22 protein-coding genes and 1 tRNA gene are annotated in these 26,226 nt (G+C 67.6%); 7 read left to right on the forward strand and 16 right to left on the reverse strand.

What is annotated here, in order from left to right; genetic code table 11:
• Window positions 1-129: 129 nt before the first annotated feature.
• Entirely contained in the window at window positions 130-516 is a 387-nt protein-coding gene (locus YWY_RS0105850; RefSeq protein ID WP_028846848.1) for a hypothetical protein, read from the reverse strand.
• 59 nt (window positions 517-575) lie between these two features.
• Between YWY_RS0105850 and YWY_RS23980 the strand changes: the two genes are divergently transcribed.
• On the forward strand, window positions 576-737 hold the full coding sequence (locus YWY_RS23980) for a hypothetical protein (protein ID WP_156899114.1): 162 nt from the start codon (window positions 576-578) through the stop codon (window positions 735-737).
• 51 nt (window positions 738-788) lie between these two features.
• On the opposite strand, the gene YWY_RS0105860 is transcribed toward YWY_RS23980, so the two are convergent.
• Window positions 789-1,409 (reverse strand): dihydrofolate reductase family protein, encoded by a 621-nt coding sequence (locus tag YWY_RS0105860; protein WP_028846849.1) that lies wholly within the window; start codon window positions 1,407-1,409, stop codon window positions 789-791.
• A 297-nt stretch (window positions 1,410-1,706) separates the two neighbouring features.
• On the opposite strand from YWY_RS0105860, the gene YWY_RS0105865 reads away from it, so the two are divergent.
• Together YWY_RS0105865 and YWY_RS0105870 are read left to right on the forward strand one after the other, a co-directional pair.
• The gene (locus tag YWY_RS0105865; protein WP_028846850.1) at window positions 1,707-2,279 is read left to right on the forward strand and encodes a hypothetical protein; all 573 of its coding nucleotides are present in this window, start codon (window positions 1,707-1,709) and stop codon (window positions 2,277-2,279) included.
• A 36-nt stretch (window positions 2,280-2,315) separates the two neighbouring features.
• The gene (locus YWY_RS0105870; RefSeq protein WP_028846851.1) at window positions 2,316-3,587 is read left to right on the forward strand and encodes a hypothetical protein; all 1,272 of its coding nucleotides are present in this window, start codon (window positions 2,316-2,318) and stop codon (window positions 3,585-3,587) included.
• A 371-nt stretch (window positions 3,588-3,958) separates the two neighbouring features.
• Here the strand turns inward: YWY_RS0105870 and YWY_RS0105875 are convergent, their stop codons facing one another.
• The 6 genes from YWY_RS0105875 to YWY_RS0105905 form a co-directional block, all read right to left on the reverse strand.
• Window positions 3,959-5,209: a GDSL-type esterase/lipase family protein gene (locus YWY_RS0105875; protein ID WP_028846852.1), complete on the reverse strand. Its 1,251-nt coding sequence runs from the start codon at window positions 5,207-5,209 to the stop codon at window positions 3,959-3,961.
• Between the two features lie 371 nt (window positions 5,210-5,580).
• On the reverse strand, window positions 5,581-6,291 hold the full coding sequence (locus YWY_RS0105885) for an ABC transporter ATP-binding protein (protein WP_028846853.1): 711 nt from the start codon (window positions 6,289-6,291) through the stop codon (window positions 5,581-5,583).
• Window positions 6,292-6,309: 18 nt separating this feature from the next.
• A complete protein-coding gene (locus tag YWY_RS0105890; RefSeq protein ID WP_028846854.1) occupies window positions 6,310-7,026 on the reverse strand; it encodes an ABC transporter ATP-binding protein in 717 nt (238 codons plus the stop codon).
• Window positions 7,023-7,961, reverse strand: a complete 939-nt coding sequence (locus YWY_RS0105895) for a branched-chain amino acid ABC transporter permease (RefSeq protein ID WP_028846855.1) — start codon at window positions 7,959-7,961, stop codon at window positions 7,023-7,025. Before YWY_RS0105895 ends, YWY_RS0105890 begins: the two co-directional genes overlap by 4 nt.
• On the reverse strand, window positions 7,958-8,881 hold the full coding sequence (locus tag YWY_RS0105900) for a branched-chain amino acid ABC transporter permease (RefSeq protein ID WP_028846856.1): 924 nt from the start codon (window positions 8,879-8,881) through the stop codon (window positions 7,958-7,960). The genes YWY_RS0105895 and YWY_RS0105900 overlap by 4 nt, the downstream gene beginning before the upstream one ends.
• A gap of 20 nt (window positions 8,882-8,901) precedes the next feature.
• Entirely contained in the window at window positions 8,902-10,062 is a 1,161-nt protein-coding gene (locus YWY_RS0105905; RefSeq protein WP_028846857.1) for an ABC transporter substrate-binding protein, read from the reverse strand.
• 211 nt (window positions 10,063-10,273) lie between these two features.
• Between YWY_RS0105905 and YWY_RS0105910 the strand changes: the two genes are divergently transcribed.
• Both YWY_RS0105910 and YWY_RS0105915 read left to right on the forward strand, forming a co-directional pair.
• Window positions 10,274-11,314 carry a cyclase family protein gene (locus tag YWY_RS0105910; protein WP_169725218.1) on the forward strand — a complete coding sequence of 347 codons (1,041 nt, stop codon included), beginning with the start codon at window positions 10,274-10,276 and terminating at the stop codon, window positions 11,312-11,314.
• Between the two features lie 6 nt (window positions 11,315-11,320).
• The gene (locus YWY_RS0105915) at window positions 11,321-12,529 is read left to right on the forward strand and encodes a M20 metallopeptidase family protein (protein ID WP_028846859.1); all 1,209 of its coding nucleotides are present in this window, start codon (window positions 11,321-11,323) and stop codon (window positions 12,527-12,529) included.
• Between the two features lie 321 nt (window positions 12,530-12,850).
• Here the strand turns inward: YWY_RS0105915 and YWY_RS0105920 are convergent, their stop codons facing one another.
• Window positions 12,851-14,374 (reverse strand): AMP-binding protein, encoded by a 1,524-nt coding sequence (locus tag YWY_RS0105920; protein ID WP_028846860.1) that lies wholly within the window; start codon window positions 14,372-14,374, stop codon window positions 12,851-12,853.
• Window positions 14,375-14,453: 79 nt separating this feature from the next.
• Between YWY_RS0105920 and YWY_RS0105925 the strand changes: the two genes are divergently transcribed.
• The gene (locus tag YWY_RS0105925) at window positions 14,454-15,008 is read left to right on the forward strand and encodes a TetR/AcrR family transcriptional regulator (RefSeq protein ID WP_051309835.1); all 555 of its coding nucleotides are present in this window, start codon (window positions 14,454-14,456) and stop codon (window positions 15,006-15,008) included.
• A gap of 22 nt (window positions 15,009-15,030) precedes the next feature.
• Here the strand turns inward: YWY_RS0105925 and YWY_RS0105930 are convergent, their stop codons facing one another.
• The 7 genes from YWY_RS0105930 to YWY_RS20530 form a co-directional block, all read right to left on the reverse strand.
• Window positions 15,031-16,203 carry a GNAT family N-acetyltransferase gene (locus tag YWY_RS0105930; RefSeq protein WP_028846862.1) on the reverse strand — a complete coding sequence of 391 codons (1,173 nt, stop codon included), beginning with the start codon at window positions 16,201-16,203 and terminating at the stop codon, window positions 15,031-15,033.
• Complete coding sequence (locus tag YWY_RS20515) at window positions 16,196-17,125, reverse strand: SDR family NAD(P)-dependent oxidoreductase (RefSeq protein WP_084609012.1); 930 nt, start codon at window positions 17,123-17,125, stop codon at window positions 16,196-16,198. The genes YWY_RS0105930 and YWY_RS20515 overlap by 8 nt, the downstream gene beginning before the upstream one ends.
• Window positions 17,122-17,505, reverse strand: a complete 384-nt coding sequence (locus tag YWY_RS20520) for a Zn-ribbon domain-containing OB-fold protein (RefSeq protein WP_051309841.1) — start codon at window positions 17,503-17,505, stop codon at window positions 17,122-17,124. The genes YWY_RS20515 and YWY_RS20520 overlap by 4 nt, the downstream gene beginning before the upstream one ends.
• The gene (locus YWY_RS0105945) at window positions 17,498-18,649 is read right to left on the reverse strand and encodes a thiolase C-terminal domain-containing protein (protein ID WP_028846863.1); all 1,152 of its coding nucleotides are present in this window, start codon (window positions 18,647-18,649) and stop codon (window positions 17,498-17,500) included. The genes YWY_RS20520 and YWY_RS0105945 overlap by 8 nt, the downstream gene beginning before the upstream one ends.
• Before the next feature lie 53 nt (window positions 18,650-18,702).
• On the reverse strand, window positions 18,703-20,085 hold the full coding sequence (locus YWY_RS20525; protein ID WP_169725219.1) for an amino acid permease: 1,383 nt from the start codon (window positions 20,083-20,085) through the stop codon (window positions 18,703-18,705).
• Window positions 20,086-20,831: 746 nt separating this feature from the next.
• Window positions 20,832-20,905, reverse strand: a tRNA-Met gene (locus YWY_RS0105955).
• 1,021 nt (window positions 20,906-21,926) lie between these two features.
• Window positions 21,927-24,926 carry a UPF0182 family protein gene (locus YWY_RS20530; RefSeq protein ID WP_051309846.1) on the reverse strand — a complete coding sequence of 1,000 codons (3,000 nt, stop codon included), beginning with the start codon at window positions 24,924-24,926 and terminating at the stop codon, window positions 21,927-21,929.
• Window positions 24,927-25,066: 140 nt separating this feature from the next.
• Here YWY_RS20530 and YWY_RS0105965 point away from each other — a divergent pair, with 140 nt between their 5' ends.
• On the forward strand, window positions 25,067-25,600 hold the full coding sequence (locus YWY_RS0105965) for a PPA1309 family protein (RefSeq protein ID WP_028846864.1): 534 nt from the start codon (window positions 25,067-25,069) through the stop codon (window positions 25,598-25,600).
• Window positions 25,601-26,226 lie beyond the last annotated feature (626 nt).

The following is a 26,226-nucleotide window of genomic DNA, read 5'->3' on the forward strand; positions in this document are numbered from 1 at the left end:
GCACAGCGCCGTCGACGGGCACCGCCCTCTGCGACCACTCGCCGTGATCTCCGGCTGCTCGATGGTTGGCACGGATTTCTTGGCCGCGTCGTCGGGTGCGGTCGCGCATTCCAAGCTGCGACTCGCGCATCACATCACCTGGCCCAGGGGGACCGTTGCAACCATCCGTAGCAGCCCTGTCCGCAACAGCACCCGCAGCAGCCATACCGCGGCGGCGCACAGCTTCCTCTGCGGAAGAACTGCACCGGCCTCATCGTCTCCGTCATCGCCGGAGTCGTGGTCGTCGCTGTCGCCTTGCCCCCGGTTCGTCCTCAGCGACGACAAGAGCGATGACAAGAGCGACGACAAGGACGACAAGGACACCGCTGCGGCGAGCTCGTCAGCCGCCGCAAGCGCTCCCAGCCCGGTCCCGGCCAAGCGTGGCGTCGCGCTCGATCCGGCGACGACATGCCGCAGGAATACGTCCAGCAAGCCACAGCAGTCGCCCACCAGGTGGTGGACGCTCTCAACAAGCACGACGCCGAGCTCGGCGGACAGCTCACCTGCGAGGGCTCGGTCGTGCCCGCGCTGAATTCATGCCGGAGGACCAGCAGGCTCGTTTCGTCGGCGCAGGCCCGACCGCATCGATCAAGTTGAGCGCCGGCATCCGGCTCAACTACGACGGCAAGCCAGGCGCCACCCGCACGACGCTCATCGTGCGGCGTGATGGCGTGTGGTGCGTGGACATGATGATCTGACGGCGGTCACCGAACGACGGATCACAACCGGCCCGGTGGACGCCGAAGCGGTCACCGTGAAGCCATGTCGCCGGTGCCCGGCACCCCTTCGGCCAGCCCGTAGCGCAGGTGCACGATGCCCGCCGGGCCGGCCGTGGGCGGCTCCAGCAACTTCAGGTTCGACGGCACCGCGCCACCGTCGAAGACCTGCTTGCCGGTGCCGAGCACGATCGGGTGCACCCACAGGCCGAGCTCGTCGAAGAGCTTCTCGGCCAGCAGGGTCTGCACCAGGTTCAGGCTGCCGACCACTTTCACGTGCTCGTGGCGGGCCCGGATGTCGCGCACCTCGCTGACCAGGTCCGCGCCGATCTGTTGCGACCCGGCCCAGGACAAGTCGGGCTTACCGCGCGAAGCCACGTACTTGGGGATGCGGTTGAACAATTCCGCGAACGCGGCGTCCTCGCCGTCCTGCTGATACGGCCAGTAGGCGGCGAAGATCTCGTACGTGCGACGGCCGAGCAGCAGGGCGTCGGTGTGTTCGTACGCGGCGGCGATCTTCTCGCCCGTGGCCTCGTCCAGCAGTGGTGCCTGCCAGCCGCCGTAGGCGAAGTTCAGCGGATCCTCGTCCGGGCTGCCCGGCGCTTGGCCGACCAGGTCCAGTGTCGTGAACAGCTCGATCTCGATGAAACCCATGGAGTCTCCCGGTGATGAGAAAACGTCGTCGTGACGGGTAGACCCAGCGCCCGGCAGAACTCATCGGTCGCGATACACCCGCCCACGCGATGCCGCGCTGGCAGGCGGACACGAGCCGCCGTCCACCTCTTGTCGGCATCGGGCCCCTGTCCGCTACCCGGCTGCGCGCCTTCGTCGGGCCGGTCGCGGCTTTCCGCCGCGCCAAAGCCAACGCTTCGATGAACTTTGTCCAAAATGACCACAGCCCGGGCCCCGTTGTGCAAAGCTCACGGCACCAACGAACGGGGGTCAGCAAGCATGGCCGAAGTGTCCGACCCGCGCGGGGTCTTCCAGGTCCGGGCTAGCGACGACGTGATCGAAGGCGTGACCGTCTCGCCGCTGTGGGAGCGCTACTACCCGGACCCACAGGAGTTCTGCAAGGTGCTCAGCGAAACCATCCGCGCCGCGTTGCCGGCTCCGGACGAAGCCGATCAGCGAGAGGACTTGCCCGATCGGCGGCATCAGGCCGACGAGCTCAGGCCGATGGAGCTGGAGCGGTCCAGGAGCTTCTGGAACAACTTCCACCTGCTGCAACGCAAGCTGGAGCAGCGGCGCGAGCGAGCACTCGCCGGAGAGCTGCCGGAATGGGAGCCACCCGAGCCGGTCGAGGACGAGCACAAACGCTGGGGCGTCGATTTCGACGCCGACGGGCGCTTCGCGATGATCGGGATCGCGCCGGAGGTGTTCGAGAACGCCAGCGCGGCCATGCTGTCGAACCTGATCAGCGAGGCCCTGCGCGACCTGCACCTGAACCAGGGCCGTCCCGCCGATCCGGAGTGGGAGGAAATCACCGAGCTGCAGGCCAACTGCGAGAAGTTCCTGGCCGGATGACGCCTGCCGGACACGTCTGAGGAACGGAAGGATTCGATGTCGGTCGAAGACACCATCAAGAAGATCAGGCAGGCGTGCACCGACATGGAGAAGGCGTACGCCGACCTCGCCAAGATGGCCAAGCCGGCCATGGACCAGCTGCAAACCGCCATCGGCAACCTGTACCAGTGGAAGTACACGCTCTACCCGCGCGGCAGCACCAAGCCGGTGGTGGAGTACCGGGACACCCGCTACAACTGGTTCGAGCGGTACGTCCTGCTCAGCATGGGCGGGGGATGGACCGAGGAACACGTCCCCCACCCGCGGGCGGAGGAAGCCAGGCAGCGGGTCAGGGAGCTGCTCGGCAAGGCCAACGCCAACGACGAGGTGTTCGAGGCCAGGGTCTCCAGCATCGCGGAGACGCCGCGGAAGGTCGCCGACACGCTGGAGGTGTGGCTCCGCGTCCGGGATTCGCTGAGCAAGAAGGTCGGCGCGGCGATCCCCAGCGACCCCGCCTACATCCCGACGACGGCGGAGGAAGGCTGGGAGAGCCCGCTGGCCAGCAGCGCCTACGGGGCGATCGTGTCGTCGCAGAACCGGGCGGCGGACGGCGCGCGGCAGGTGATCAGCGGGCTGATCGACAACAGCGCGAAGTTCCTGGCCAGCATCGAGCAGACGCTGGCGGCCTACGCCAATCAGACGGTCGAGCTCAACAAGTACTACACCAACATCATCAGCGGCGCCGGCGGCTTGTTGAAGAAGCCCGACTTCTCCACCATCACGGGCCTGATCGACGAGGGCTTCAAGGTGGTGAACGGGCTCGCCGAGAAGGAACTGCGCGAGGCCAAGGACTTCGCCAGCATGCTCAACAGGTCGATCGAAGCCATGCTGGCCATCGAGAAGCTCAACGGTGACATCGACGCGTTGAGCGAACGGGAGACCGACCAGGGGTGGCCGGCCCCGATCGCGATCAAGGCGGCGCCGCCGGACGGCACCCCGGACCGCGGCGAGCTGGTGATGGACGCCAGGTACTTCACCGACCATGCGAAGTTCTGGGACGACATTTCGGGGGATCTGAAGGATCTGAGCAGTCAGGCCAAGACCGTGCCGGACATCCCGACGATGTTCACCAAGGTGCCGACGTTCTCGGCGGACCAGTCGACGGCGTTGAACAAGCTGGCCGACCGGATCACCGACGACGTGCTGAGCCAGGGCAGCAGGGCGACCGCCGAGCTGGCCGACAAGTTGCGCGCGGCCAGGCACGACTACCTGATGCGGGAACTGCAGAACGAGCAAGAGGTCCGCGCGATCGAGCAGGAGCTGGACTGACGGCCGAGCCGCACCTGGGGCGCGGCTTCGCAGTATCCGGACCGACAGGCGGCCGGGGACGCGGCAAGCGACCCCGGCCGCCTGTCGTGTGCCCGTTGTTGTGTGGTCGTCTTCTCCGTCGCTTTTCCGTCCCCCCACGCCCTCCCCCACGGGCTCCTGGGCCTGGACGCCTGGCTGCCCCGCCACCGGCAACCAAGCACACATCACACCGGCCCGGACCGGGCAATTCCCCCGTGCGGTAGCTCAGCGGGCCGCCACAATCGACCACGTCCGGGACGATGTCCGTCCCGTCGTCTGCGCCACCGTCCCTGAGCGCCCCGCACCTCGACTCGCCTGCCGCGCGGGCACACCTGCGGGTCCGGGCTGCGCGATCACCGACTACCGCCGGTGATCAGCCGGATGGAGATGAAGTCTGCGATCGCTTTCTGGCCGGCGATGTTGGCGTGAATACCGTCGGAGTCGTAGGCGGGATTGAGCTGGTTGGGTTGCACCGGGTCCTTGAGCACCTGGTCGAAGTCGAGCACACCGTCGCAGGTGTCCGTGCAGTTGTTCCAGCGCTTGACGAAGGTGCCCACCTCATGGCGGTACCTGTTCTGCTGCTCGGTGTACGAGGCGCGCGGCGTGATCGGGGTGACGTAGACCTTGACGCCCGCGGCACGCAGGCGCCGGAACACCTCGCGGTAGCTGTCCAGGATCTGCTCGTCCGTGCAGCCGAACGCGAGGTCGTTGGTTCCGTAGTAGTAGATCACCGCCGACACGCCGTGCAGCTCGAGGACGTCGCGTTCGAGCCGGGCGAGCGCATCGAGCCCGCGGGCACCGCCCGGGATGGACGGGCAGGCGGCCGAGCTGGTCGTGCCGGCAACGCCCGCGTTGGCCACCGCGTACTGTCGGGTCGCGGGCGCCTCACGGACGATGCGCCGCGCCAGCTCGTCGGTCCACCGCCGGTTCGTCCCCAGCTCGGTGCAGCCGGGACCGCAGTCGGTGCTGCCCGTGCCGTCGACCACGGAGCTACCGAAGGGCACGATCGTGCCGCGCAGCTTCGGATTCTGCACGTCCACCGCGCTGACGAAATACGTCGACGTCGTCTTCTCGGTGTACGAGGAACCGGAACGTTCGGACGTGACATCGCCGGACCCGGCGGGTGACAAGTAATTCTCGCGGAATGCGGAATTGTGCTGTCCCGGGACGGCCGTGCCGGACACGTGGAGGCTGATGGCGATGTCGGAATCGGGCCGGGTGGTCAGCCGGACCGGGTCACTCCAGACGTCGCCACCCGGTGGGATGGTGACGGCGCTGTTCCCGGCAAAGGTCGCCGGACGCGGATCGACGACCTCGGCCCCGCCAGCGCTGACGCCTACCGTCGCGCGGTCGATCCGCAACGGCTCGGTGCCGAAGGTGTTCTGCACCCGGAATCGCACGGCGTGGCCGCCTTGGCTCAGGTGCGCGATCATGCGGACCGACTGGTTGGCGAGCTGCCTGCCGGCCAGGCGTTCCTGCGACTGCGCCCACACCGTCACCCACGCCGTGCCGCGCTCGCCCGCATGCGAAGGTGCCGCCAGGAACGCGGCGCTCGCCAGGACCACTGCGGATGCCGCCACGGCCGCCCAACGTCGACGCCTCATGAACTCCCCCGGGAAAGGTGCAACGGCACGACGAAGATCGTCGAGTTTGTGAAGAAAGCTACTCTTGCCCGTAAGCGAACGCGATCATTCTGAAACCTACGGGCAGCAGCGCCCGTCGGCCGGGGCAGAATTCATCACAAGTGATGACAATGCGCTGCGCCGGAATCACGTGAATCCGGCGCAGCGCTTGCCGCAGATGGAACGCATGCGCGCCCGAACCTTGCGCATGGTCCGGTGGTACCGACCGGCCGGGGTGAAGGCCGTACGGGCAGAGTCGCCGAACCCGGTCACCATGGCCGCCGTGCGCACGGACCGGGAAGCGCAGAGCTGCCCCACGCGTGCTGCTGGCTCACAAACGGTCGGCCGCCACGTCAGAAGATGTCTGCCAGATCCCGATCGGCGACATCCTCGGGCGCAAGGTCATGCTCGGCCATGCCGCCTGCGCGCATGACACTGACCGAGTCGGCCACCGCCAGCGCCTGGTGCACGTTCTGCTCGACGAGGATGATGGTCCGATCGCCCCGGCGGAGCGTCGCCACGGTGGCCAACACCGCGTCGGCCAGCTTCGGGGAAAGGCCGACCGAAGGCTCGTCCAGCAGCAACACCCGTGGATTGGCCAGGAAAGCGCGGGCGATGGCCACCTGCTGCTGTTGCCCCCCGGAAAGCGACCCGGCCAACGAGTGCCACGCCTCGTCCAGCACCGGGAACAGCTCCCGGGCGCTGGCCAGCCTCTCCTCGACCTCACCGCCGGTCGCCCGGCCGAGGCGGCAGGTGTTCCACATAGCGAGCCGGATGTTCTCCGCCACCGTCAGATCCGCGAACACCCCTCGCCCCTGAGGTACCAGGACGACACCGGCGCGGGCGACGTCGCCCGCAGCCCGCCGGGTCAGGTCCGTGTCGCCGAAGGTGATCCGCCCGCTCGCCGGGCGCACGAGTCCGGCCAGCGTGCGCAACAGCGTCGACTTCCCCGCGCCGTTGTGGCCGAGCACCAAGCTGATCTCCCCCGGCCGGAACGATGCGCTCAACGCGTCCACCACGGTGCGATGGCCCAGCCGGACGGTCAGTGACTCGATGGTGAGCACGAATGTCTCCTCGTCGTCCTAGTCTCGCCGCCCGAAGTAGAGCGCGCGCACCACGTCGTTGCCGAACACCTCTTGCACCGTGCCGGTGGCCAGCGCCCGGCCCCGGTCCAGGAACACCACCTTGTCGGCCAGCTCCCTGACCAGCTGCAGGTTATGTTCGATCAGCACGATGACCAGGCCGCGCCGGCGCGCTTCGTCGACCACCTCGCAGAACAAGTCGTACTCGCGTGGCGCCAGGCCGGCGGCTTGCTCGTCGAGCAGCCACACGCGCCCCTCCATGGCGAGCATGCGCGCGATGGACACCGCCTTCTGCTGGCCGTAGCTGAGATTCACGGCAAGGTCTCGCCGGACATCGGACAGCCCGAGTCGGGCCAGAATCCGGTCGACCTTTCCGCGTACCTTGCGCGATCGGGTCGCGACGCGTCGCTCCGCCGCGAACAGCGTCTGGTCGTACACCGAGACGCCGCCGAACAGCCGGAGCTCCTGGAACGATCGGATCACGCCGAGCTTGGCGATGTGCCGTGCCGGTTTGCCGACCAGTTCCACGTCGCCGAGCCGGATGCTGCCCCGGTCCGGGGTGATCAGCCCGGAGATGGCGTTGAACAGCGTCGTCTTGCCTGCGCCGTTCGGTCCGATCAGTGCGGTCACCGCACCGGGTTCCGCGGTCAGCGACACGTCGTCCAGCGCCACCAGGCCGCCGAAGGCGGCTCGCACCGTGTCGATCTGCAAGCTCATGTCGGCACCCGTTCCGTGTCGATGCGGCTCGCCGAGGACGGCAGCGTCGACCGGTGGCGGCGACGCAGGGCGCGAAGCCCGCCACCGGTGAGGTAGCCACGAAGCACGACGACCGCGATGATCAACAGTCCGTACACCAGTTGCTGCAGCGGCCCGACCGCGGTCGACGGCAGGTCGAGCAGGCTGATCAGCGGGATGACCGCGATGATCACGGCACTGCCGACGACCGGGCCGATCGCCAGGCCGATGCCGCCGACGACCACGATGGCGACCAGCTTGATCGACATCGCGTAGTCGAATGTCGCCGAATTGACGAACCCGGTGTAGAAGGCGTACAGCACGCCGCCGAGCGCCGACACCGCCGCGCCCAGCATGATGGCCGCGTACTTGCCGGCGATCGGGCTGCGCCCCAGCGTCTGGGTGGCTATCGGGTCCTCCCGGATGGCGTAGAACAGCCTGCCGACCGATCCGCGGCGCAGGACCGCGGTCAAGCCGACCATCACCGCCACCACCGCCCAGATCAGCACGGTTTGGCCTGCCTGATCGGACAGCTCGGCACCCATGATGGTGGGAATGGGGATGCCGGGGATCCCGTCGGTTCCCTTGGTCACCGAGTACCAGCTGATCAGCACCGTCGACACGATGATCTGGAAAGCCAGCGACGCCACCATGAAGTACTCTTCGCTGACCCGCAGGGCGGCGGAAGCAAGCACGAACGCCACGACGACCGCCAGCGCGACGCCGGCCAGGGCGCAGACGACGAGCGAGCCGCCCACCTCGGGGGCGAGCAACGCCGTGACGTATGCGCCAATGCCCATGAACACCGCCTGCGCGGCGGAGAAGACCCCCGCGAAGCCGGTGGTGATGTTCAACCCGATCGCGGCGATTGCGAAGATGCCGGTCAGCGCACCGACCGTGGTCAGGTAGTCGATCATCGCACCAGCTCCACCGGGGGCTCGGAACTCGTCTGCGGTGTCGGTTTCGCCCGCTTCGGCCGGCCTTTGCCGAACATCGCCAGCCCTCGCGGTGCGATCAGGATGATCAGCAGGAACACGGTGAACACCACGCCTTCTTGCCATGCCGGCGGCAGCTGCCAGAGCGCGACGCCCTGGATGACACCGAAGATCAGCGCGCCCGCGGCGGCCCCGGTGATGCTGCCGACCCCGCCGATGATCACCGTGGCGAAGGCGATCAACAGCGGAACGTCACCCATGGTCGGGTACGCACCGAAGATGTAGGCGGCGAAAATCCCCGCGGGCACGGACAGCAGGGCGGCGATGACGAACGCGACCCGCTCGGCGCGCCGCCGCGGCATGCCCCAGACGTCGGCCATCTCCCCGTTGCACGCCGCGGCTCGCATCAACGAGCCGGTCATGGTCCGCCGGAGGAACGTCCGGGTCAGCAGGTAACACACGATCGCGGCCCCGAACGCCATCAGGTTGATCTTCACCAGGTGCAAGCCGGCGACGTCGATCGTGGAGTCCAACGACGTCGGCGGATGCGTCGCGTTCGCCGAGAACACCAAGGTCAACGCCGAGCTGCCGACGATCCACAGCCCGAACGAGGCCAAAAACAGCGGGAAGAGATCGGCTTGCCGCTTGGCCACCGGGCGATACAGCAGGTCGTACGCGGCCATCGTGAAGGCCAGCGACACGACCAGCGTTGCTGCCACCGCGAGCACGAACCCGTGGGGCTCGACCGCGGTGAACGTCAAAGCGCACAAGCTGATGTTCGCGCCGTGCGCGATGTGCAGGATGCCGGTGACGTCGAGGATGAGCGACATCCCGATGGCGATCATGACGTAGATGCCTCCGACGAGCAGCCCGCCGATGGCCAGCTGAACGAACTCGTGCATGCCCGTACCCCCGTCCGCGCTCAGCCGGTCACCTCGACGGTGGTCACGGGTGTGAAGGCACCGTCTTTGATCTTGTAGATGGAGATGGGCGCCTGCAGGGTGTGGTCGGGCAGCAGTTGCAGCTTCCCACCGACCGCGTCGATGCTGCCTTGACGGGCGAACTTCTCGTTGAGGTTGGGCCCGTCGACCTCCTTGCCTTCGGTGACGAGCTGCTTGGCCGCGTTGGCCCACATCAGCACGCCGTTGCAGTAGTTGGCCGCTCCGACGATGACCCCCTCGCCCGGTTTCAGTCCGGTGGTGCGCAAGAAGCCCTTCGTCATGGGGTCCTGCGACGCGAAGTCCATCGCCTGCAGCGTGAACAGGGACCCGTTGGCTTCCTTCAGGTCGAGCACCGCAGGCACCGGGAACGACGACGAGGCGATGATCTGCGTGGTCACACCCGCACTGCGCAGCTGCCGGACGAGCACCGCCTGCGGGTCGCCGGAGAACACCATGAAGATGACGTCGGGGTCGAACGCCTTGATCTTGTCGACTTGTGCGGAGAACGACGTCGCCGACAGCGTCAACGGCAATGTGGCGAGTGTGCGGCCGTTTCCTCGCCACGCCTTGCGGACGACGTCGACCGCGCCTTTGCCGACGATGTCGTCCTGGTAGACCAGCATCGCCTTCTTCGCATCGGGCATCTGCTCCTTCGCGTACGGCAAGCTGGCGCCGAGTTCGGTGCTGAGGAACGGCAGGGTGTTCCACACCCACTCCTTGTTGGCCAGCGTCGGGCTGAGCGCCCCGCCGTTGATCAACGGGACCCGGTGGCGCTCGGCGAGCGGGATGAGCGCCGTGGTGACGGAGCTGTAGGCGCTGAACACCGCCGTTGCGTGGTCGACTCTGGCCAGCTGCGTGAAGCCGGCGATCCCCTTCGCCGTCTCCGCGCCGGTGTCGACGTACTTCACCGTGACCGGATGGGGCAGATCCTTGCTTTCGTTGACTAGCTCGACGCAGCCGTCGATGCCCTTGCGGTATGCCATGCCGAACGAAGCCGCAGGCCCGCTGAGTGGCAACGCCGCGCCGATGACGTACTCGTCCCCGCCGGCACCGGATCCGCCCCCGCCGCAAGCCGCTGCCGGCCAGGTCAGACCGAGCGCAACCAGCGGAGCCAACAGCAGGCTCAACCGCTTCTTCCTCATCCGACCCACCCTTTCGTCGATGTCCGGAGACTGCGGGAGGTGAGGGGCACCCGTGGGCGCAGGCCGTGGCTCCGGCCCGCTCCCCCGCAGTCGTAGCATAGCGATCGAACGCTTTGTTTGAGTGTGTGCGATCACACCGGCCGCGTCAATGGTCGACGCGAAACTGAGCGATCGCTTGCTAATTTTGTTCGACGCGGCTACCGTCTCACCGTTGTCTGAAGCGGCCGCCGGGGAGGGACCGGAGATGCACGACGACAAGGACTTTCCGACCTATGCGGAGCTTCGCGCCCGCACCGACGCCCCTGCCGGCTCGGCGTGGGGAGTGTTCGGGGCGGACGACGAACTCGGCACCTTGAACCACCTCACCCCGGAGCGCGTGCGCGCAGCCGCGGCTGCCGTGCGCACCGGCGAGGTCATCAACCTGAACCTTCCACTGGAAACGTTCGATCCGCCGGTGAGCCCATACCGCAAGCGGCTGCGGCACCGCGTCTACGCCAACTACGCGTACCACCGAGACGAGTACCTGGACAGCTTCTATCCGCAGGCCAGCACACAGATCGACGGGTTCAGGCACATCGGGCACCCGGTGTTCGGGTTCTACAACGGAGCGGATCCCGACCGGTTCCTGCCCGGAGACCCCTACCTGGGTATCAACCGATTCACCGAGCACGGCATCGTCGGCCGTGGTGTGCTGGTCGACGTCGACCGATACCGCAGACAGCAGGGCAGGCCGATCAACCACGGCGCGGCGGAGGCCATCCCGATCACCGACATCGCAGCCGCGGCCGAAGCCCAGCACGTCGACTTCCGGCCGGGCGACATCCTGCTGGTCAGAACCGGATGGCTGCATCGTCACCTGCACGAACTGACCCCGGCGGAACGCAGGATCGAGAAGGAGACCCTGCGCATCTCCGGGTTGCTGGCCAGCGAGGAGACGGTGAGCTGGCTCTGGGACCACCGGTTCGCCATGGTGGCGGCCGACAACTTCAGTGTGGAGGCCTTCCCCGCGCCGGACGATTCTCCGTTCGTCTCCGAGGCGGAACGCAACGGCCGGGTTCCGCGCACTTACGCGGGCCTGATGCACAACGTCCTCCTCCCGCTGCTGGGCCTCCCCCTCGGCGAGCTGTGGGATCTGGACCGGTTGGCCGAACGATGCGCCGCGGACGGCCGCTGGGAGTGCCTCGTCGTGGCTTGCCCGCTGAATCTGACCGGCGGATCGGGGTCCCCGGCCAATGCCGTCGCGATCCGGTGAGGTGCCATGACCATCTACGACGACGCCCGGCAACTCGAGGACGAGCTGGCAGCGTTTCGTGCGGAGTTGCACGCCGATCCCGAAATCGGCCTGCAGCTGCCGCGCACCCAGGCTCGGGTGCTGCGCGAACTCGAGCCGCTGGGACTGGAGATCTCCGTCGGCCGAGCCACCACGTCGGTCGTGGCGGTCCTGCGTGGTGGCGCGCGCGACGAACGGCAGCCTCGCGCCGTGCTCCTGCGGGCCGACATGGACGCCCTACCCGTCCGGGAACGCACCGGCCTCGACTTCGCGTCCGAGAACGGGGCCATGCACGCGTGCGGCCATGATCTGCACACCGCGTCGCTGATCGGGGCGGCACGTCTGTTGCACCACCACCGAGATCGCCTGGCCGGCGACGTGGTGTTCATGTTCCAGCCCGGCGAGGAGGGCTACGATGGCGCGGGCGTGATGGTGAACGAGGGTGTCCTGGACGCTGCGGGGTACCGGGTATGCGCGGCTTTTGCCATCCACGTGCTTTCGGCCGGGCTGCCCAACGGCGTCGTCAGCACGCGATCGGGCCCCGTGATGTCGTCCTCGCAACGGCTGCTGGTGCGGGTCGATGGCCAAGGTGGGCACGGGTCGATGCCGCATCGCGCGAAGGATCCGATCACGGCAGCCGCGGAAATGGTCACCTCGCTGCAGAGCACGGTGACCCGAAGCTTCGACGTCTTCGATCCCGTGGTGGTGACGGTCGGGCAGTTCCAAGCAGGCACCAGACACAACGTGATCCCCGATCACGCCGAGTTCGCAGCGACGCTGCGCACGTTCTCCACGGAGAACTCGGCGAAGATCCGCGCCGACTTGGAGCGGACCCTTCGTGGTGTCGCCGACGCGCACGACGTCGGGGTGGACGTTCGCTTCGAAGAGGAGACGTTGCTGACGGTCAACGACGAATTCGAAGCCGGATTCGCCGCCGACGTCGCGCGATCGGTGCTGGGTGAGCACAGCTATCGCCCGATGCCTCACCCGCTGGCGGCATCGGAGGATTTCTCCCGCGTGCTCACCCACGTGCCCGGGGCCTTCCTCACGCTGGGCGCCACGCCACCCGGAATGGACCCTGCGACGGCACCCAACAACCACAGCGCCTACGCCGTCTTCGATCCCGCGGTGCTCCCCAAGGCGGCCGCACTGTACGCGGAACTGGCGCTGAGGCGGCTCGAGCACGAGTCGGCCTGACCTCCGGGCCGTCGGCCTGACCTCCGGGCCCGCTGGCCGCACTTCGGCGGCATTAATCGTCCGGCCGCTCGAGCCGGGAAGCGCAGCCTGCCAGGCTGCGGCCACGGCCGCGACTTGTCGGCCCGGCCGTGGCCGCTCGGGCCTTCATTGCTGGCCTGCCACCGGCGCTTCGCGCCTGCTCACCATCGCCGGCGACGGCTTCCCGGAAACAGCAGAACCTCCGGTCGCCGGCCCGAGGACAACGCCGGAGGTTCTGCCGGGTGGAAGTCCGCCCGCACGGGCCGGTCGATCGACGATCGCCGAGGGCCGGCCCGGCGATCGTCACTGCGATGCGGTCCCCGTCCGCTCGGCCAGCAGAGCCGACCGGCGCAGCTTCCCGGCCTCGTCGCGCGGAACGCGGTCGACCAGCTCGTAGGTCTTCGGCAGCTTGTAGGACGCGAGCTGATCGCGCATGAAGGTGCGCAGCTGGTCCTCCGTGACGGACGCCCCGGTGCGGAGCTGGACGATCGCGTGCACCGCCTGGCCCCAGTCCGGGTGGGGCAGCCCGATGACCGCCGCGTCGACGACCACGGGATGCTGCAGCAGCGCCCCCTCCACTTCGGCCGGATAGATGTTCGCGCCCCCGGAGAGGATCAGGTCGACGCGCCGGTCGGCAAGGTAGAGATAGCCGTCCTCGTCGACCCGTCCGTAGTCCCCCACCGTGACGAACCCGTCCTCGGTCGACGGGGCGGCCGGGCTGCCGCGGTACTCGTAGGTCGGCTCGGCGCAGTGCGGTCGCATGTAGATCATGCCGACCTCGCCGACCGGCACTTCGCGCTGCTCGTCGTCCAGGATCCGCAGATCGCAGTTGAGCGGCCGCCCGACACTGCCCTCGTGCCGCAGCCAGTCGGTGCCGGTGATCGCGGTCGCGCCGACGGCCTCGGTGGCTCCGTACAACTCGTTGATGTGTTCCGGGCCGAGCAGATCGATCCACTGCTTCTTCAGCCACGGCGGGCACGGCGCGGCACCGTGGAACAGGGACTCCATGCTCGACCAGTTGCGCTCGGCGATGCCATCCAGCCGGATCATCCTGGTCATCATGGTGGGCACCACGAACATCAGGTTGACGCGGTAGCGCTCGACGCAGTCGACCGCCAGCTCCGGCCGGAAACGCTCCAGCAGCACCACGTGGTGCCCGAAGAACAAGCCCCAGTATCCCCAGCCGAACGGGGCGTTGTGGTAGAGCGGCCCGCACACCAACTGCGTCTGGTCCGGGCGGAACCCGATGGTCACGGCGACACCGTGCAGCGGATGGCCGGGAACTGTCCCGCCGACCGCACCCGGATTCCCCCACGGCAACGGGTCCACGATCAACTTCGGCACCCCGGTCGAGCCGCCGGAGCACACCGCCTTGCCCGGCTGCGGGTCGGCCAGCTGCCAGTGCCGGGCCCGCTCGGCCACGACCTCGCCCGGACTGACACAGCGGTGGTCGCGCACCGCCTCCAGGGACACCACCACGTCCGGATCAGCTAACCGGAGAATCTGATCCCGCTCTCGCGCGGGCATGTCGGCGCGCACGGGGACCACGCACGCCCCCAGCTTCCATGCCCCGATCGTGGACAGTACGTGCTCGACCGAGTTCCGCAGCATGACAACGACCAGGCTGCGCGGTCCGATGCCGCGAGCGGCAAGACCCGCGGCGAAGTCGTCGCTGCGCCTGTCCAGTTCCGACCAGGTGAGCTGCACCGCCGGCCCGGTCTGCGGCACGAAGGTCAACGCGGGGGCGTCCGGCCGGGACGCTCCCAACTGCTTGATCTGTTCGCCGTACGACACGTAATCGTCGAACGTGAGCGCTGGTCGCCCCATGACGCCTCCCTTAGCGAGCGCTTGCTATTGAACCTGATATCATTACGAAATGCCTCGACCTAGCCGTGTTCACGAGATCGTGGCCGCAGCCACCAAGCTGTTCAGCGAACGGGGTTTTCTGGGCACGTCGGTACGCGCCATCGCCGAGGCAGCGGGAATGCACTCCGGCGGGCTGTATTCCCATTTCCCCTCCAAAGAGGCGTTGCTGTACCACATCGTCAGCGAGACGCTGCAGCGCCAGCTGGATGCGGTCGCGGAAGTCTGCAGGAGCGACCTCGACCCGGCCGCCAAGTTCCGCGCCGCCTTTCTCACCCACGTATCGACCAACTTCGAGATCGGTGGCGCATCGACCGCTCGGCTGTTCCTGCTCGACTGGCGATATCTGACCGGCAAGGAACTCGAGCACGTGCTCCAGTTGCGGCGCGCATACGAAAAGCTGTGGGACGATTTGCTGGAGGAAGGCGTCGCGGCCGGTGTTTTCCGGAAAGACATGGACACGCACATGACCCGCCTGGTGCCGATCTCGGTGGCGAACTGGGCGATCATGTGGTTCGACCCGAACGGTCCGCGCTCGGTGGAAGAAGTCTTCGGCAAAGTGGCGGACGAAATGTTGCAAGGATTTCTCGCCCGCTGATTGTCGTCCATCGCCGAGCACCTCAGAAATGGTCGAACATCCATGGGGTGCCGCAGGCGAACACAGTGCCGATCCGGTCGAGGGTGCCTGCTCGCTCGGTGTGCAGCTCGCCGAGGACTTGCGCCTCGGCAGCGCCCAGCCTGCCGGTGTACAGCGCAGCGAAGCCCCGCTCCGTGACGGCTGCTTCGGGGGCTTCCGTGGTCCACTCGGCACGGCATCGGCCGTCGCTGACAGTGAGCCGTAACGCCCGTCCCGGCGCCGTCCGGCGGACGGCCAGGACGAGCTCCACGGTCACGTCCGGGGGATACCCGCGTGCTGTCAGCGCGGCCGGGTAATCGATGATGCGCAGCATCCACGGGTACGCCCAGTCGACGGTGGGCGGCACGTCGAAGAACATGGACAGGCCGTCGCAGGGCGAGCCGAACCAGGTCAGGTCCTCGCCCGGCGACCCGGCCCGTGCCAGCGCTCGGAGCAAGGCGTTCGCCGACGAACGAGACGTCCAGACGATCTCCCGGGCCCGCACACGATGGCGGAAGGTGAGTTCTCCCCGGGGCGCACTCGGCTGGTCCCACATGGCGTAGCCGGTGACCGCACCGTCTCTGACGGCCACCACGGCGAACGCGTCGCCCGAGCGGACCGACGGCAGGATGTGCCCCTGCCACCAGCCCGCGGAGCGCACGATGAGGCCGTTGCTCCGACGGGCGAACTCCTCGTACACCTCGGCGAGCGCGTCGACGTCCGCGGTCTCGAACCAGCGGACGGAATCGATCTCCGAGCCTGTCCGCAAGGCGGCAGGCGGGGCCACGAAACGGTAGCGATGACCCCCGACCTCGAACCCGGCGCGCCGGTAGGGCGCCAGTGCCGTCGGGACGAGCGTGGCGACGGCTGCGCCGGATCGGGCGTGGTCCGCCAGCACCGACTCCAGCAAATAGCCCATCACTCCGGCGCTGCGATGGGCCAGATCGACCATGACCGACGAGATCGCGACACCGGGAACCGGGCGGCCGCCGAACCACTGCCCCGCCGGGCGAGCCAGCATCGCTGCGACCGGCTGCCCGGCACGTTCGAGCACGTGACCGTGCGCCAGCCAGAGATCGAAGTTGATCGACGCGGAGAAACACTGGCGCCGCAGCCCGGCGACGAATCCTTCGTCCTCGGCGCGGAAACGCCGCACCACTCGCTCCTCGCTACCCATCGGCCATCGCCGCCTCGTCGACGGATTCCAGGAACTCGATTGCCGTCGGCCACCGTGGCAGGTCCGCACCGACCCGGCGTTCCAGATCCGCCACCGTCCACCGGCCACTCGCGGTGAAGCGCCGCAGGACGCTCGGTGGCGCGAACAATTGCACGGTGTTGCCCGCCACGTAGAAGACCTGCCCGGTCGCGCGGCAAGAAGGCGTCGCCAGCCAGCCGACCACCGGGGACACGTTCTCCGGCGCCCAGAAATCGAAGCCGTCGGTCGACGACGACTGGTTGACATGGACGGCGGCGGGCATGGCCGCCACCGCCAACTCGGTGCGCGCCGACGGAGCGATGGCGTTCGACCGGACGCCGATCTTGCTGCCCTCCAGCGCCAGCACCGAGGACAGCGCCACGATGCCCAGTTTGGCCGCCGTGTAGTTGCCTTGGCCGAAATTGGGCATCAGGCCACCGATGGAGCTGGTGTGCACGATCGACGCCCGCACAGGTTCGCCGTTCTCCTTGGCGCGCTGTCGCCAATACGCCATGGCGTGTGCGGACGGCGCCGCATGTCCCTTCAGGTTCACTCGGACGACGTCGTCCCACTCCCGTTCCGACATGCGCGCCATGGTGCGGTCGCGCACGATCCCGGCGTTGTTGACCAGAACGTCCAAGCGGCCGAACCGTTCCACGCACGTCGCGATCAGGTCCCGTGCGTCGGACCAGTCGGAGATGTCACCGTGATGGCTGGCCGCCGGATACCCTTCCGCCGCGATCTCATCGGCCACTTGGTCCGCCAACCACGTGCCGTCGTCAGTGCGCCCCGTGTCGTTGACCAGCACGGCGGCGCCAAGGCTTGCGAGGTGGCGCGCATGGCATCGCCCGAGTCCCCCACCTCCGCCGGTCACGATCGCAGCAAGCCCGTCGAGAGGTTTCATGGCGCCTCCCGCCGGAACACCAGCAGCGGCCGCTCCCCCTCCTGCCGAGGGGGCGACCAGCTCGCGACAAGCCGCTCGCCGATCGCCGCGTCCTGCGGCACATGAGCCAGCACCCGTGGTCCTTCGTCCAGGTCGACCAAGCCGACGCCGTACGGCGGTGGTATGTCCGGACGGACCGGGAGGTGGACGGTGACGCACGAATACACGGTGCCCTGACCGGAGGCCTCGATCCAGGAGAGATCCCCGGAATCGCACCCCAGACAGAACGGCCGGGGATACAGCTGGTGATAGCCACAGCGTGCGCACCGCTGGACCACCAGCAGGCCGGCCGCAGCGGCGGCCCAGAACTCGCGCGTCGTGGGGTCGAGAACGTCAGTCATTGGTCAGCACCACCGTCGAGCTGTAGGAGGACAGACCGCCCAGGCCGTTGACCAGAGCACGCCGCGGCACCGGGGTGACCTGACGGTCCCCCGCCTCGCCGCGTAGCTGGCGCACCGCCTCGATCACCAGGAAGATCCCGAACGCGCCGGGGTGGGCGTACGACAACCCGCCGCCCGACGTCATCGCGGGCAGCTTGCCGCCTGGCTTGAAGTGGCCGCGCGCGAACATTTCGCCGCCCTCGCCCTTCGCGCAGAACCCAAGGTCCTCCATCTGCAGGATGGGAGTGATGGTGAAGGCGTCGTACGGCTGGAACAGGTCGATGTCCTCCGGCCCGACACCTGCCATCTCGTAGGCACGCTTGCCGGATTCCACGGCGGGTGTGCTCGTCAGATCTCGTCGCTGGTGGGCATGCCAGGTCGCGTGGCTCTCGCCCCAGCCCAGGATGGTCACGGGCGGCCGCTTGGCGTTCCGGACCCGATCGCGCGTCGTGACGATCACCACGCCACCGCCGTCGGTGATCAAGCAGCAGTCCAGCTTCTTGATCGGCCCGCAGATGCGTTCGGAGACCATCACGTCGGCCACGGTCAACGGGTCGCGCCGCCATGCCTTGGGGTTCAGCCGCGCCCATTCCCGCGCGGTGACCGCGACCGACGCCAGCTGTTCTTCCGTGGTGCCGTGTTCGTGCATGTGCCGGGCGGTGACCAGTGCATAGTGACCGATAGGGACCGGCAGCCCGGCGGGTTGATCGAACTGCGCGGTAAGGGACTCCGGCGGCCACGGCGCGATCACGTGCGTACGCGATCGCTTACGCAGGCTGCGTTGCCTGGAGGCGTATGCGAGCAGCGCCACGGTGCAGTGACCGGCCGCGATCGCCGCCATGGCGTGCCCGACGAACCCTTCCCACGATCCGCCGCCGAGGTCGGAGGAGTCCGCATAGCTGGGCTCGATCCCCAGGTATTCGCCCAACAGGACCGACCCTTCCTCGCCGAGATAGTTCACGAACAGCCCGTCGACGTCAGCCCTGGTCAAACCCGCTTCGTCGAGCGCAGCCATGGCGGCGAGCGCGATCATGGACGGCTCGGACTGGTCGGTGACCTTGCCGAGCGGTGTCTCGGCCACGCCCGCGATGCAGAACTCGCGCATGACGTCCTTCCATCTTTCTTAGTGAACGCTCGCTTTGTAATATTCCACGACGATCATGCACTGTCAACGCGACGACGACGGGCCAACGAGAGGAACACGTAGACGACCGACACCACGACCAGCGCAAGGAGGCTCAATGCCACCTGGACGCGGGTCTCGTACTCGATGAACATCACAACGTCGATGCCCAGCAGCGCGACGCCACACAGGATCGCCAGCCACGGGTGTCCCCACATGCGGACCGGCAGTTGCGCGATCTGCTCGGCAGGCGTTCGCATCCGCATGCCGACCTGGGAAGCACAGACGAAGCCGTAGACGATCAGCGCCAGCGCCCCAACCGAGTTCAGGACGAACGCGAACGCCTCGTCCGGAGCGAACCAGTTCACCGCCGCGCCGAGAAGCCCACCCGAACCGCTCAGCAGCACTCCTATCCACGGGACGCCGCGCGCGTTCCTGCGGTCGATCCCCGCCGGCGCGTAGCCATTGCGCGCCAACCGGAACAACGTCTGCGAGCAGGCGTAGATGGACGCGTTGACGATCGACAGCACCGCGACGAGCAGGACAGCGTCCATGATTTGCACCGAGTACGGGATGCCGAAACGGTCGAAGGCCGCCGCGAACGGTGACGAATCGACCGGAATCTCCGCGAACGGCAGGACGAGAAGCAGCGCGACGACGGAGCCCACGAAGAACAAGACGATCCGGATGACCGCAAGCCGCGTGGTACGCACCACCGCGCGACCGGGGTCCTCCGACTCACGAGAAGCGATCACGGCGATCTCCGTGCCGACGAACGACAGCACCGCGATCGCCATGCCCTGGACAACGGGGGCGATCCCGTTCGGCAACAGCGGAGCGTTCAGCAGGTTCGTCAGCCCCACCCCGGTCGACCCCGGCAACAGCCCGAGCACGTAGCCGACGGCCCCGACACCGAGCACGAGGATGGTGGCGATCTTGATGCCGGCCAGCAGAAACTCGGCCTCCCCGAATCCGCGTGCCGAATACAGGTTCAGCCCGACGAACACCGCCATCACGCCGAGCGAGCACAGCCAGTTCGGGACACCGAGCCATCCGCCGATCACCTGGCCGGCGACGACCGCCTCGAACGCGATGATCGCAACGAACAGGTACCAGTACAGCCATCCGACGGCGAAGGCCGCCCAGCCGCCCACCCCGACGCGGGCGTAGTCGACAAACGTCCCCAGCTCAGGCCGCGCGGTGGTCATCTCACCGAGCATCAGCATGACGAAGTAGACGATGACCCCGCCGAGGAAGAAGGACAGCACGGCTCCCGCGCCCGCCGATCGCACGACTTCGCCGACCCCCACGAACAGCGAGGCGCCGATACATCCGCCGATGGCGAGCAAGGTGACGTGACGGCTCTTGAGTCGACCCTTGCGTGGAACCTCCGCCTGCAACTCCCCCCGATTCGGCACCGCAGGTTCTGACACCGCTGCTGACATCGCAAACCTCCGAATCGTGTCGGGGATCACCCCGATGCCAGCACGCTAACGTCAGACACGAAGAAAAGCAAGCGATCGCACAGTTTCACGCCCGAGGCATGTGGCGGGCCGTAGACGCTCACCGAGGTGGCGGCAGCCGACGGCCTCGTAGTGCTCATCCGAGAAGGTGCCGCAGCGTGTTCGTCACGCTCATCGCACGACGCTCAACATGACCCCATCGTGTCCATCACACCGAGCTCAACATGGCCTCGCCACGCCCACCGCGCGGAGGTCACATGACCCCGTCATGTTCATCGCACGACGCTCACCTCGTTGACCCGCTCGTCTCGAACACGACGTCCACGCCGTGTCATCAACAAGGCGCGGGAAGCACGGCCTTGTCCGCGAATCGTCCGCCGCACATGTCTTGACGGGCTCCGCACAGACGTGTGTTGCCCGAAGGCACCCGTCGGCCTCTTGGATCGCCCCGAAGGCACCCGTCGGCCTCTTGGATCGTGTCGCAGCACTTTGTCATCCTGCCGAACCGGCATCGGCCAGCTCCCTGCCGCACGGCACCGGCCTGCCCCTGGCGACAGCCGACGTGGGGCGGCACCCCATTGATTTGATTTCGGAGCACGCTGCACTTCGGCTGCCCCGGATACCGTGACCGCCGCCGCTACACTGCTCCTCGACATGCGAAACGCCCCCGGAGCACTTGTCTCCGAGGGCGTTTCGCCTCGTAGCGGGGACAGGATTCGAACCTGCGACCTCTGGGTTATGAGCCCAGCGAGCTACCGAACTGCTCCACCCCGCGTCGGTGATTCCCAGTGTACACAACCGTTTTGACGGCCTTCAGGGGGGTGGGTACTTCGCCGGCTGAGGCGGACGGGCGATCCTGCCGATCGATCGGCAGCCGGATGTCGCGTGCAGCGACCCGCCCCGTGAGCAGGCACGACCACCCGCACTATGCGCTGGCGCTGAGCCACACGCACACCGCACTGGGCCACGACGCCGCCACGCTCACCCGATCGCCCACCGCTCCACGCGAGTCACTCGCGATCGCGCCCGCGCCACCCCACTACGACATAGCCACCCCCACTAAGACATACTTCGGACGCCAACCACGGCGCCTCGGCGAAGCACTTTGTGGCAGCCTGTCCCGGGCCCAGGCACCCCTCTGCACCCGAAGCGCAGTGCCGGTGCGCCCACGCACCCCACCGATCCAAACACACATCCCGTGGCCGACCACAACGGCACACACCAGCGAACTCGCCTACAGCACCCCACCCCTCACGCAAACACCCCCTCCGCATCCAACACACAAAATCAGTGCGTCCACGCACAGCCCCCAGCCCGAACGCACACCCCGTGGCCGACCACAACGGCACACGCAGCAAGCTCGCCTACAGCAGGCGCCCCTCGCACAGACACCAACTCCCAATCCAAAGCACCCGCGATGCACCGGTAGAGGTGCACGGGCGGCCCAATTCCCCCTGGCCCGTGCGGCGGCTTGAGCCAGGTGCGGCCAGTTCCCACACCCACGTGCGGCGTCCTGCACAGCCCCACGGTCAGCGGTGCGGCCATGAATCAGTCGGGCACGCATGTGCACCCGAATTCGCAGGGCTCCCACGCGTGTGCTCCGGTCCGCGAGACTCCCACGCGTGCGCGCCCGAATCCGCGCGGCTTCTGCACACATGTGCACCGATCCGGTGCCGACGGTTCGAGTACCTCGTCCACCCGGTAGCCGTACCGCAGCCTTGAGGATGCCCGGACACGACAAAGCCGTCCGCCCAGCAGCGCGCTGACCGCCGGGCAGACGGCTTTGTGTGTCGAGGTCAGTTCCCTCCGGAGCCCGCGCCACCGGACGACGAGCCGGAGCGGCCGCTCCCTTCACCGTTCTTCAGCTGGTTGTACTTCTTGCGGGCCGCTTCCAGGTCCTCCAACGCCTCAGCTTCGGCTTGGAAGTCGCCCTTCGCGCGCGCCGAGAAGTAGGCGTCCGCAGCTCGAGCCATCTCGTCGGCGACCTCCTGCAACGCCGCGTTGCCGGTACTGGGTCGCTGCGTCGGCGGCCGTTGTTGCTGCTGCTGGTCCGGCTTCTGCTGGTCCGGCTGCTGCGCCGGCTTCTCGGGCTCCTCGGCACCGTCTTCGGAGGCCCGTGGCGTCGTCGCGTACTTGCCCGCGCCGGGCAGTGCCTGGTCGAGCGCTTCGGTCAATGTCTTGCCGAAGCCGACGCGGTTTCCGAACGACACCAGCACACGCGCCAGCTGCGGATAACCACGCTCGGTGCGCTGGCGAATGTAGACCGGCTCCACGTACAGGAAGCCCCCGGCGACCGGCAGCGTCAGCAGGTTGCCGTTGATGATCTCGACGTTCTGGTTGCCGAACAGGGTGCGCTGCTCGGTGTAGTCACCGTTGTTCTCGAACGAGTTCTGCACCTGCGCCGGACCACGGCTCTGCGGCGCGTCGTCGCCGATCGGCAACCGCAGCACCTTCATCTTCCCGTAGGTCTCCGGGTCCGACGACACCGTCATCCACGCCGCCAGATAGTCCCGGTTCAACGGCGTCAACGGGCTGGTCAGCTGGAAGGTCGGCTTCTCGTCGCCCGGCGCCTTCATCAGCAGGTAGTACGGCGGCTGGTTCGCCGACCTTTCGCCCTCGGTCGGGTTGGACGGGACACTCCACCAAGCGGTGTTGGAGAAGTACTGCTGCGGAGTCTTGACGTGGTACTTCGTCAGCAGGTCCCGCTGAACCTTGAACATGTCCTCCGGGTAGCGGAAGTGCTTGCGCAGGCTGTCCGGGATCTTCGACTCCGGCTCCACCGTGCCCGGGAAGACACTGCGCCAGGCCTTCAGCACCGGATCCTGCTCGTCGATCGCGTAAAGCGTCGTCGTGCCGTCGTAGGCGTCGACCGTGGCCTTCACCGAGTTGCGGATGTAGCTGATCGGCTGGTTCTCGTGCCTGGCCACGCCGGTGAGAGTGTCCTCGGTCGCGTCACCCAGCTGCGTCTTCTGCGCGTACGGGAAGTTCGCCGTCGTGGTGTAGCCGTCGACGATCCACTTGATGCGGCCGTCGATCACCGCCGGGTACGGGTCACCGTCGACGGTCAGCCACGGCGCCTTCTTCTCCACCCGCAGGCGCGGGTCGCGGTTGTAGATGATCTTGGACGACTCGCCGATCGCCCCGGAGAACAGGATGTTGCGCTCGCCGTGCGCGATGGCGAACACCAGGCGGTGGAACAGGCCGTCGATCGGCACACCGCCCTTGCCTTGATAGCGGTGGGTGGTCTCGGCGGTGTCGAACTCGCCCTGCGCCGACTCCTCGGGGTTGTTGACGATCGCGTAGTCGTCCTCGCCGAACAGCTCGCCGTAGTAGATGCGGGGCTGCTTGACCTCGATCCCGATCGCCTTCGGGTTGATCGTGTCGCTGCGCTTGGTCAGCGGGTAGCCGCCTTCGGTGCCGCCCTCGCCGCTGTTGTCGCCGACGGCGCGGTCGATCGTGTTGGCGGGCGCCAGGACGAAGCCGTTGCCGTGCGTGTACACCAACCGCTGGTTGATCCAGCTTCGCTGGTTCTCGGCCAGGCCCTCGGACTTCAGCTCACGCGCCGCGACGATGTAGTCCTGCACCTCGCCGTTGATCTCGTACCGGTCGACATCCAGCTTCTTCGGGAAGCCGTAGAAGTTCTCCCGCGCCACCTGCTGGGTGAACGTCGGCTCCAGCACGCTCGGGTCGAGCAGGCGGATCCGCTCGATGGTCTCCCTGGCTTCGGCGATGTCCTCCTCGGTCGCGGAGGTCTTCGGCCGGTAGTCGACGAACTCGATGTTGTCCAGCTTGTAGGCGAACTTGGTCGCCTCCATGTTGCGCCGGATCGCTTCGGCTTCCTTCTCGATCTCGTTCGGCTTGACCGAGAACTGCCACAGCAGCGCCGGCCAGGCCTGCCCGACCAGGATGCTGGACACCAGCAGCAACGCCAGCGCGATCGCGGGAAGCACGAGGTTACGCAGGAAGGCACCGACGAACAGGGCGCCCGCACAGAACACCGCGATGCTCATCAGGATGAGCTTGGCCGGCATCACCGCTTGCAGGTCCGTGTAGCTGGCGCCGGTGAACAGCTCGTTGCGGCCGTTGAGCAGCAGGTTGTACCGGTCCATGTAGTAGTCGAGCGCCAGGACCAGCACGAAGATGCCCGCGGTGACCGCCAGCTGGATGCGCGCGGCGTTGGTCAGCTGGGCGCCGCGGCCGGCCAGCCGGACGCCGCCGAAGATGTACTGCACCACCACCGCGGCGACGAACGCGACCACGAGCGCGACGAAGACCCATGTGATCGCCCAGTTGTAGAAGGGCAGGTCGAACACGTAGAAGCCGATGTCGTGCCCGAACTCGGGGTCCTTCCTGCCGAAATCGCCGCCATGCAGGAAGAGCTGGACGGTCTCCCAGCCGCTTTGCGCGGACAGTCCGGCGACGGCACCGACCACGATCGGGATGCCGATCCCGAACAGCCGCACGCGGGCGACGATGGTCGACCGGTACCGCGCCAACGGGTCGTCCTGGCTGACCACGGGGACGAAGACGGGCCGGTTGCGGTAGGCGAGGAACAGTGACAGGAATGCCGCCCCGCCGACCACGACGCCGACCACGAGGAACAGCACCACGCGGGTCAACAGGACGGTGGTGAAGACGTTCCGCGCGCCGACTTCTCCGTACCACAACCAGTCGATGTAGGCGCCGATCAGCCTGCTGCCCAGAACCAGGGCGGCAACCAGCACCGCACCGATGATCAACAGGACTCGACTACGCCTGGTCAGCCTTGGCACGCTGACGGGAGGCCGATTGGCCACAGCACACACTCCTGGGTCGGTGACATCCGCCCGTGGGCGCCATCGGCTTGTGATGGCCCCCACCCAATGTCTACTTAACTCTACGGACCACGGGGAAAGTTCCCCGGCCGGGTCCGCCCCGCTCCTGGCAGGATAGGCCCATGAGCAATGTCAGCGACGTGGCGATGGCCGCGCGGGAAGTGGAAGAGTTCGTCGCGGCCGCCGGCTGGGACCAGCCGCCGCAGCTGTTCGCCCTGGTCCCGACCGCCGACATCCTGGCAGAGCAGCCGGAACTCGCCGCGCAGCTGAATGCCGAGGCAGCGTTGACCCCGGTCGCCCAGGACGCCCTGCCGGAAGCGGAGGATCTCGGCGAGGCACTGGCCAGGATCACGTGGCCGGAAGCGGTGCGCGGATGCGCGATCTGCCAGGAGATCGTGGTGCTGTCACCGGACGCCGAGGAGTCCCTGCCCGACGACGGTGACGTCGCCAGGCTGCAGCAGGCAGCGGCCCAGCATCCCGAACGCACCGAGGGGCGCCTTGTCGCTGCCGTGTCACGCGACGGTACCCGGGCGTGCGTGCTGCGGCTGCGCGGAGTCGCCGTCGACGAGGACGGCGAACCCGTGGACGAGCTGGTCGAGCATCCAGACCTCGCCCCCGGCTTGCTCGACGCGCTGGCGGCCACATTCGAACCGTAAGCACGTTCGGAACGGTCATCCCTGCGTGCGGACCGTCATCCGTGTGTTCGGACCGTCACCCGTGCGCGCGGACGGTCATCCATGCGTTCGGAACGGTCATCCATGCGTTCGGAACGGTGAGCTGCGCGTTCTGACGTACCCACGTCGGAGCCGCCGACATGGTCGTGGCATGGTCTCGCCACGACCTGGCATCAGTGACCGTGGGGTCGGGCACCAGTAGCTGTGCTCGCCCCGACGGCCATGGTCGGCTGCAACCACGAAAGCCCGCAGCCGCTGCGGATGCCGACACCCAAAGCCCTCAGCGAGGCCTGGCCGAAACCGTCAGCACCGCACCCGGAGCCCTCAGCACGAAGCCATCGACACGACGCCGAGACCGCCGTCAGTACGAAGCCTGACCAGAAGCCTTCACACGAATCGTGATAGCCGTCGGTACGACGCCCAGCCAGAAGCCTTCTGCGCGACGCCCGGAGCCGCCCGTCTTCCTGGCGTCCCCAGTCAATAGCCGCCCTCTTGGCGTCCCAGGCAATAGCTCCACTGCGTTGAGCCGCCGGCTTTGAGCCACTGGCCAATCGCTTCGCGCTTGGAGCCGCCCAGCCACTCGCTTGGCGCCCTGGTGTGGGAGGCAG

Source organism: Thermocrispum agreste DSM 44070 (assembly GCF_000427905.1).
GTDB classification, from domain to species: domain Bacteria; phylum Actinomycetota; class Actinomycetes; order Mycobacteriales; family Pseudonocardiaceae; genus Thermocrispum; species Thermocrispum agreste.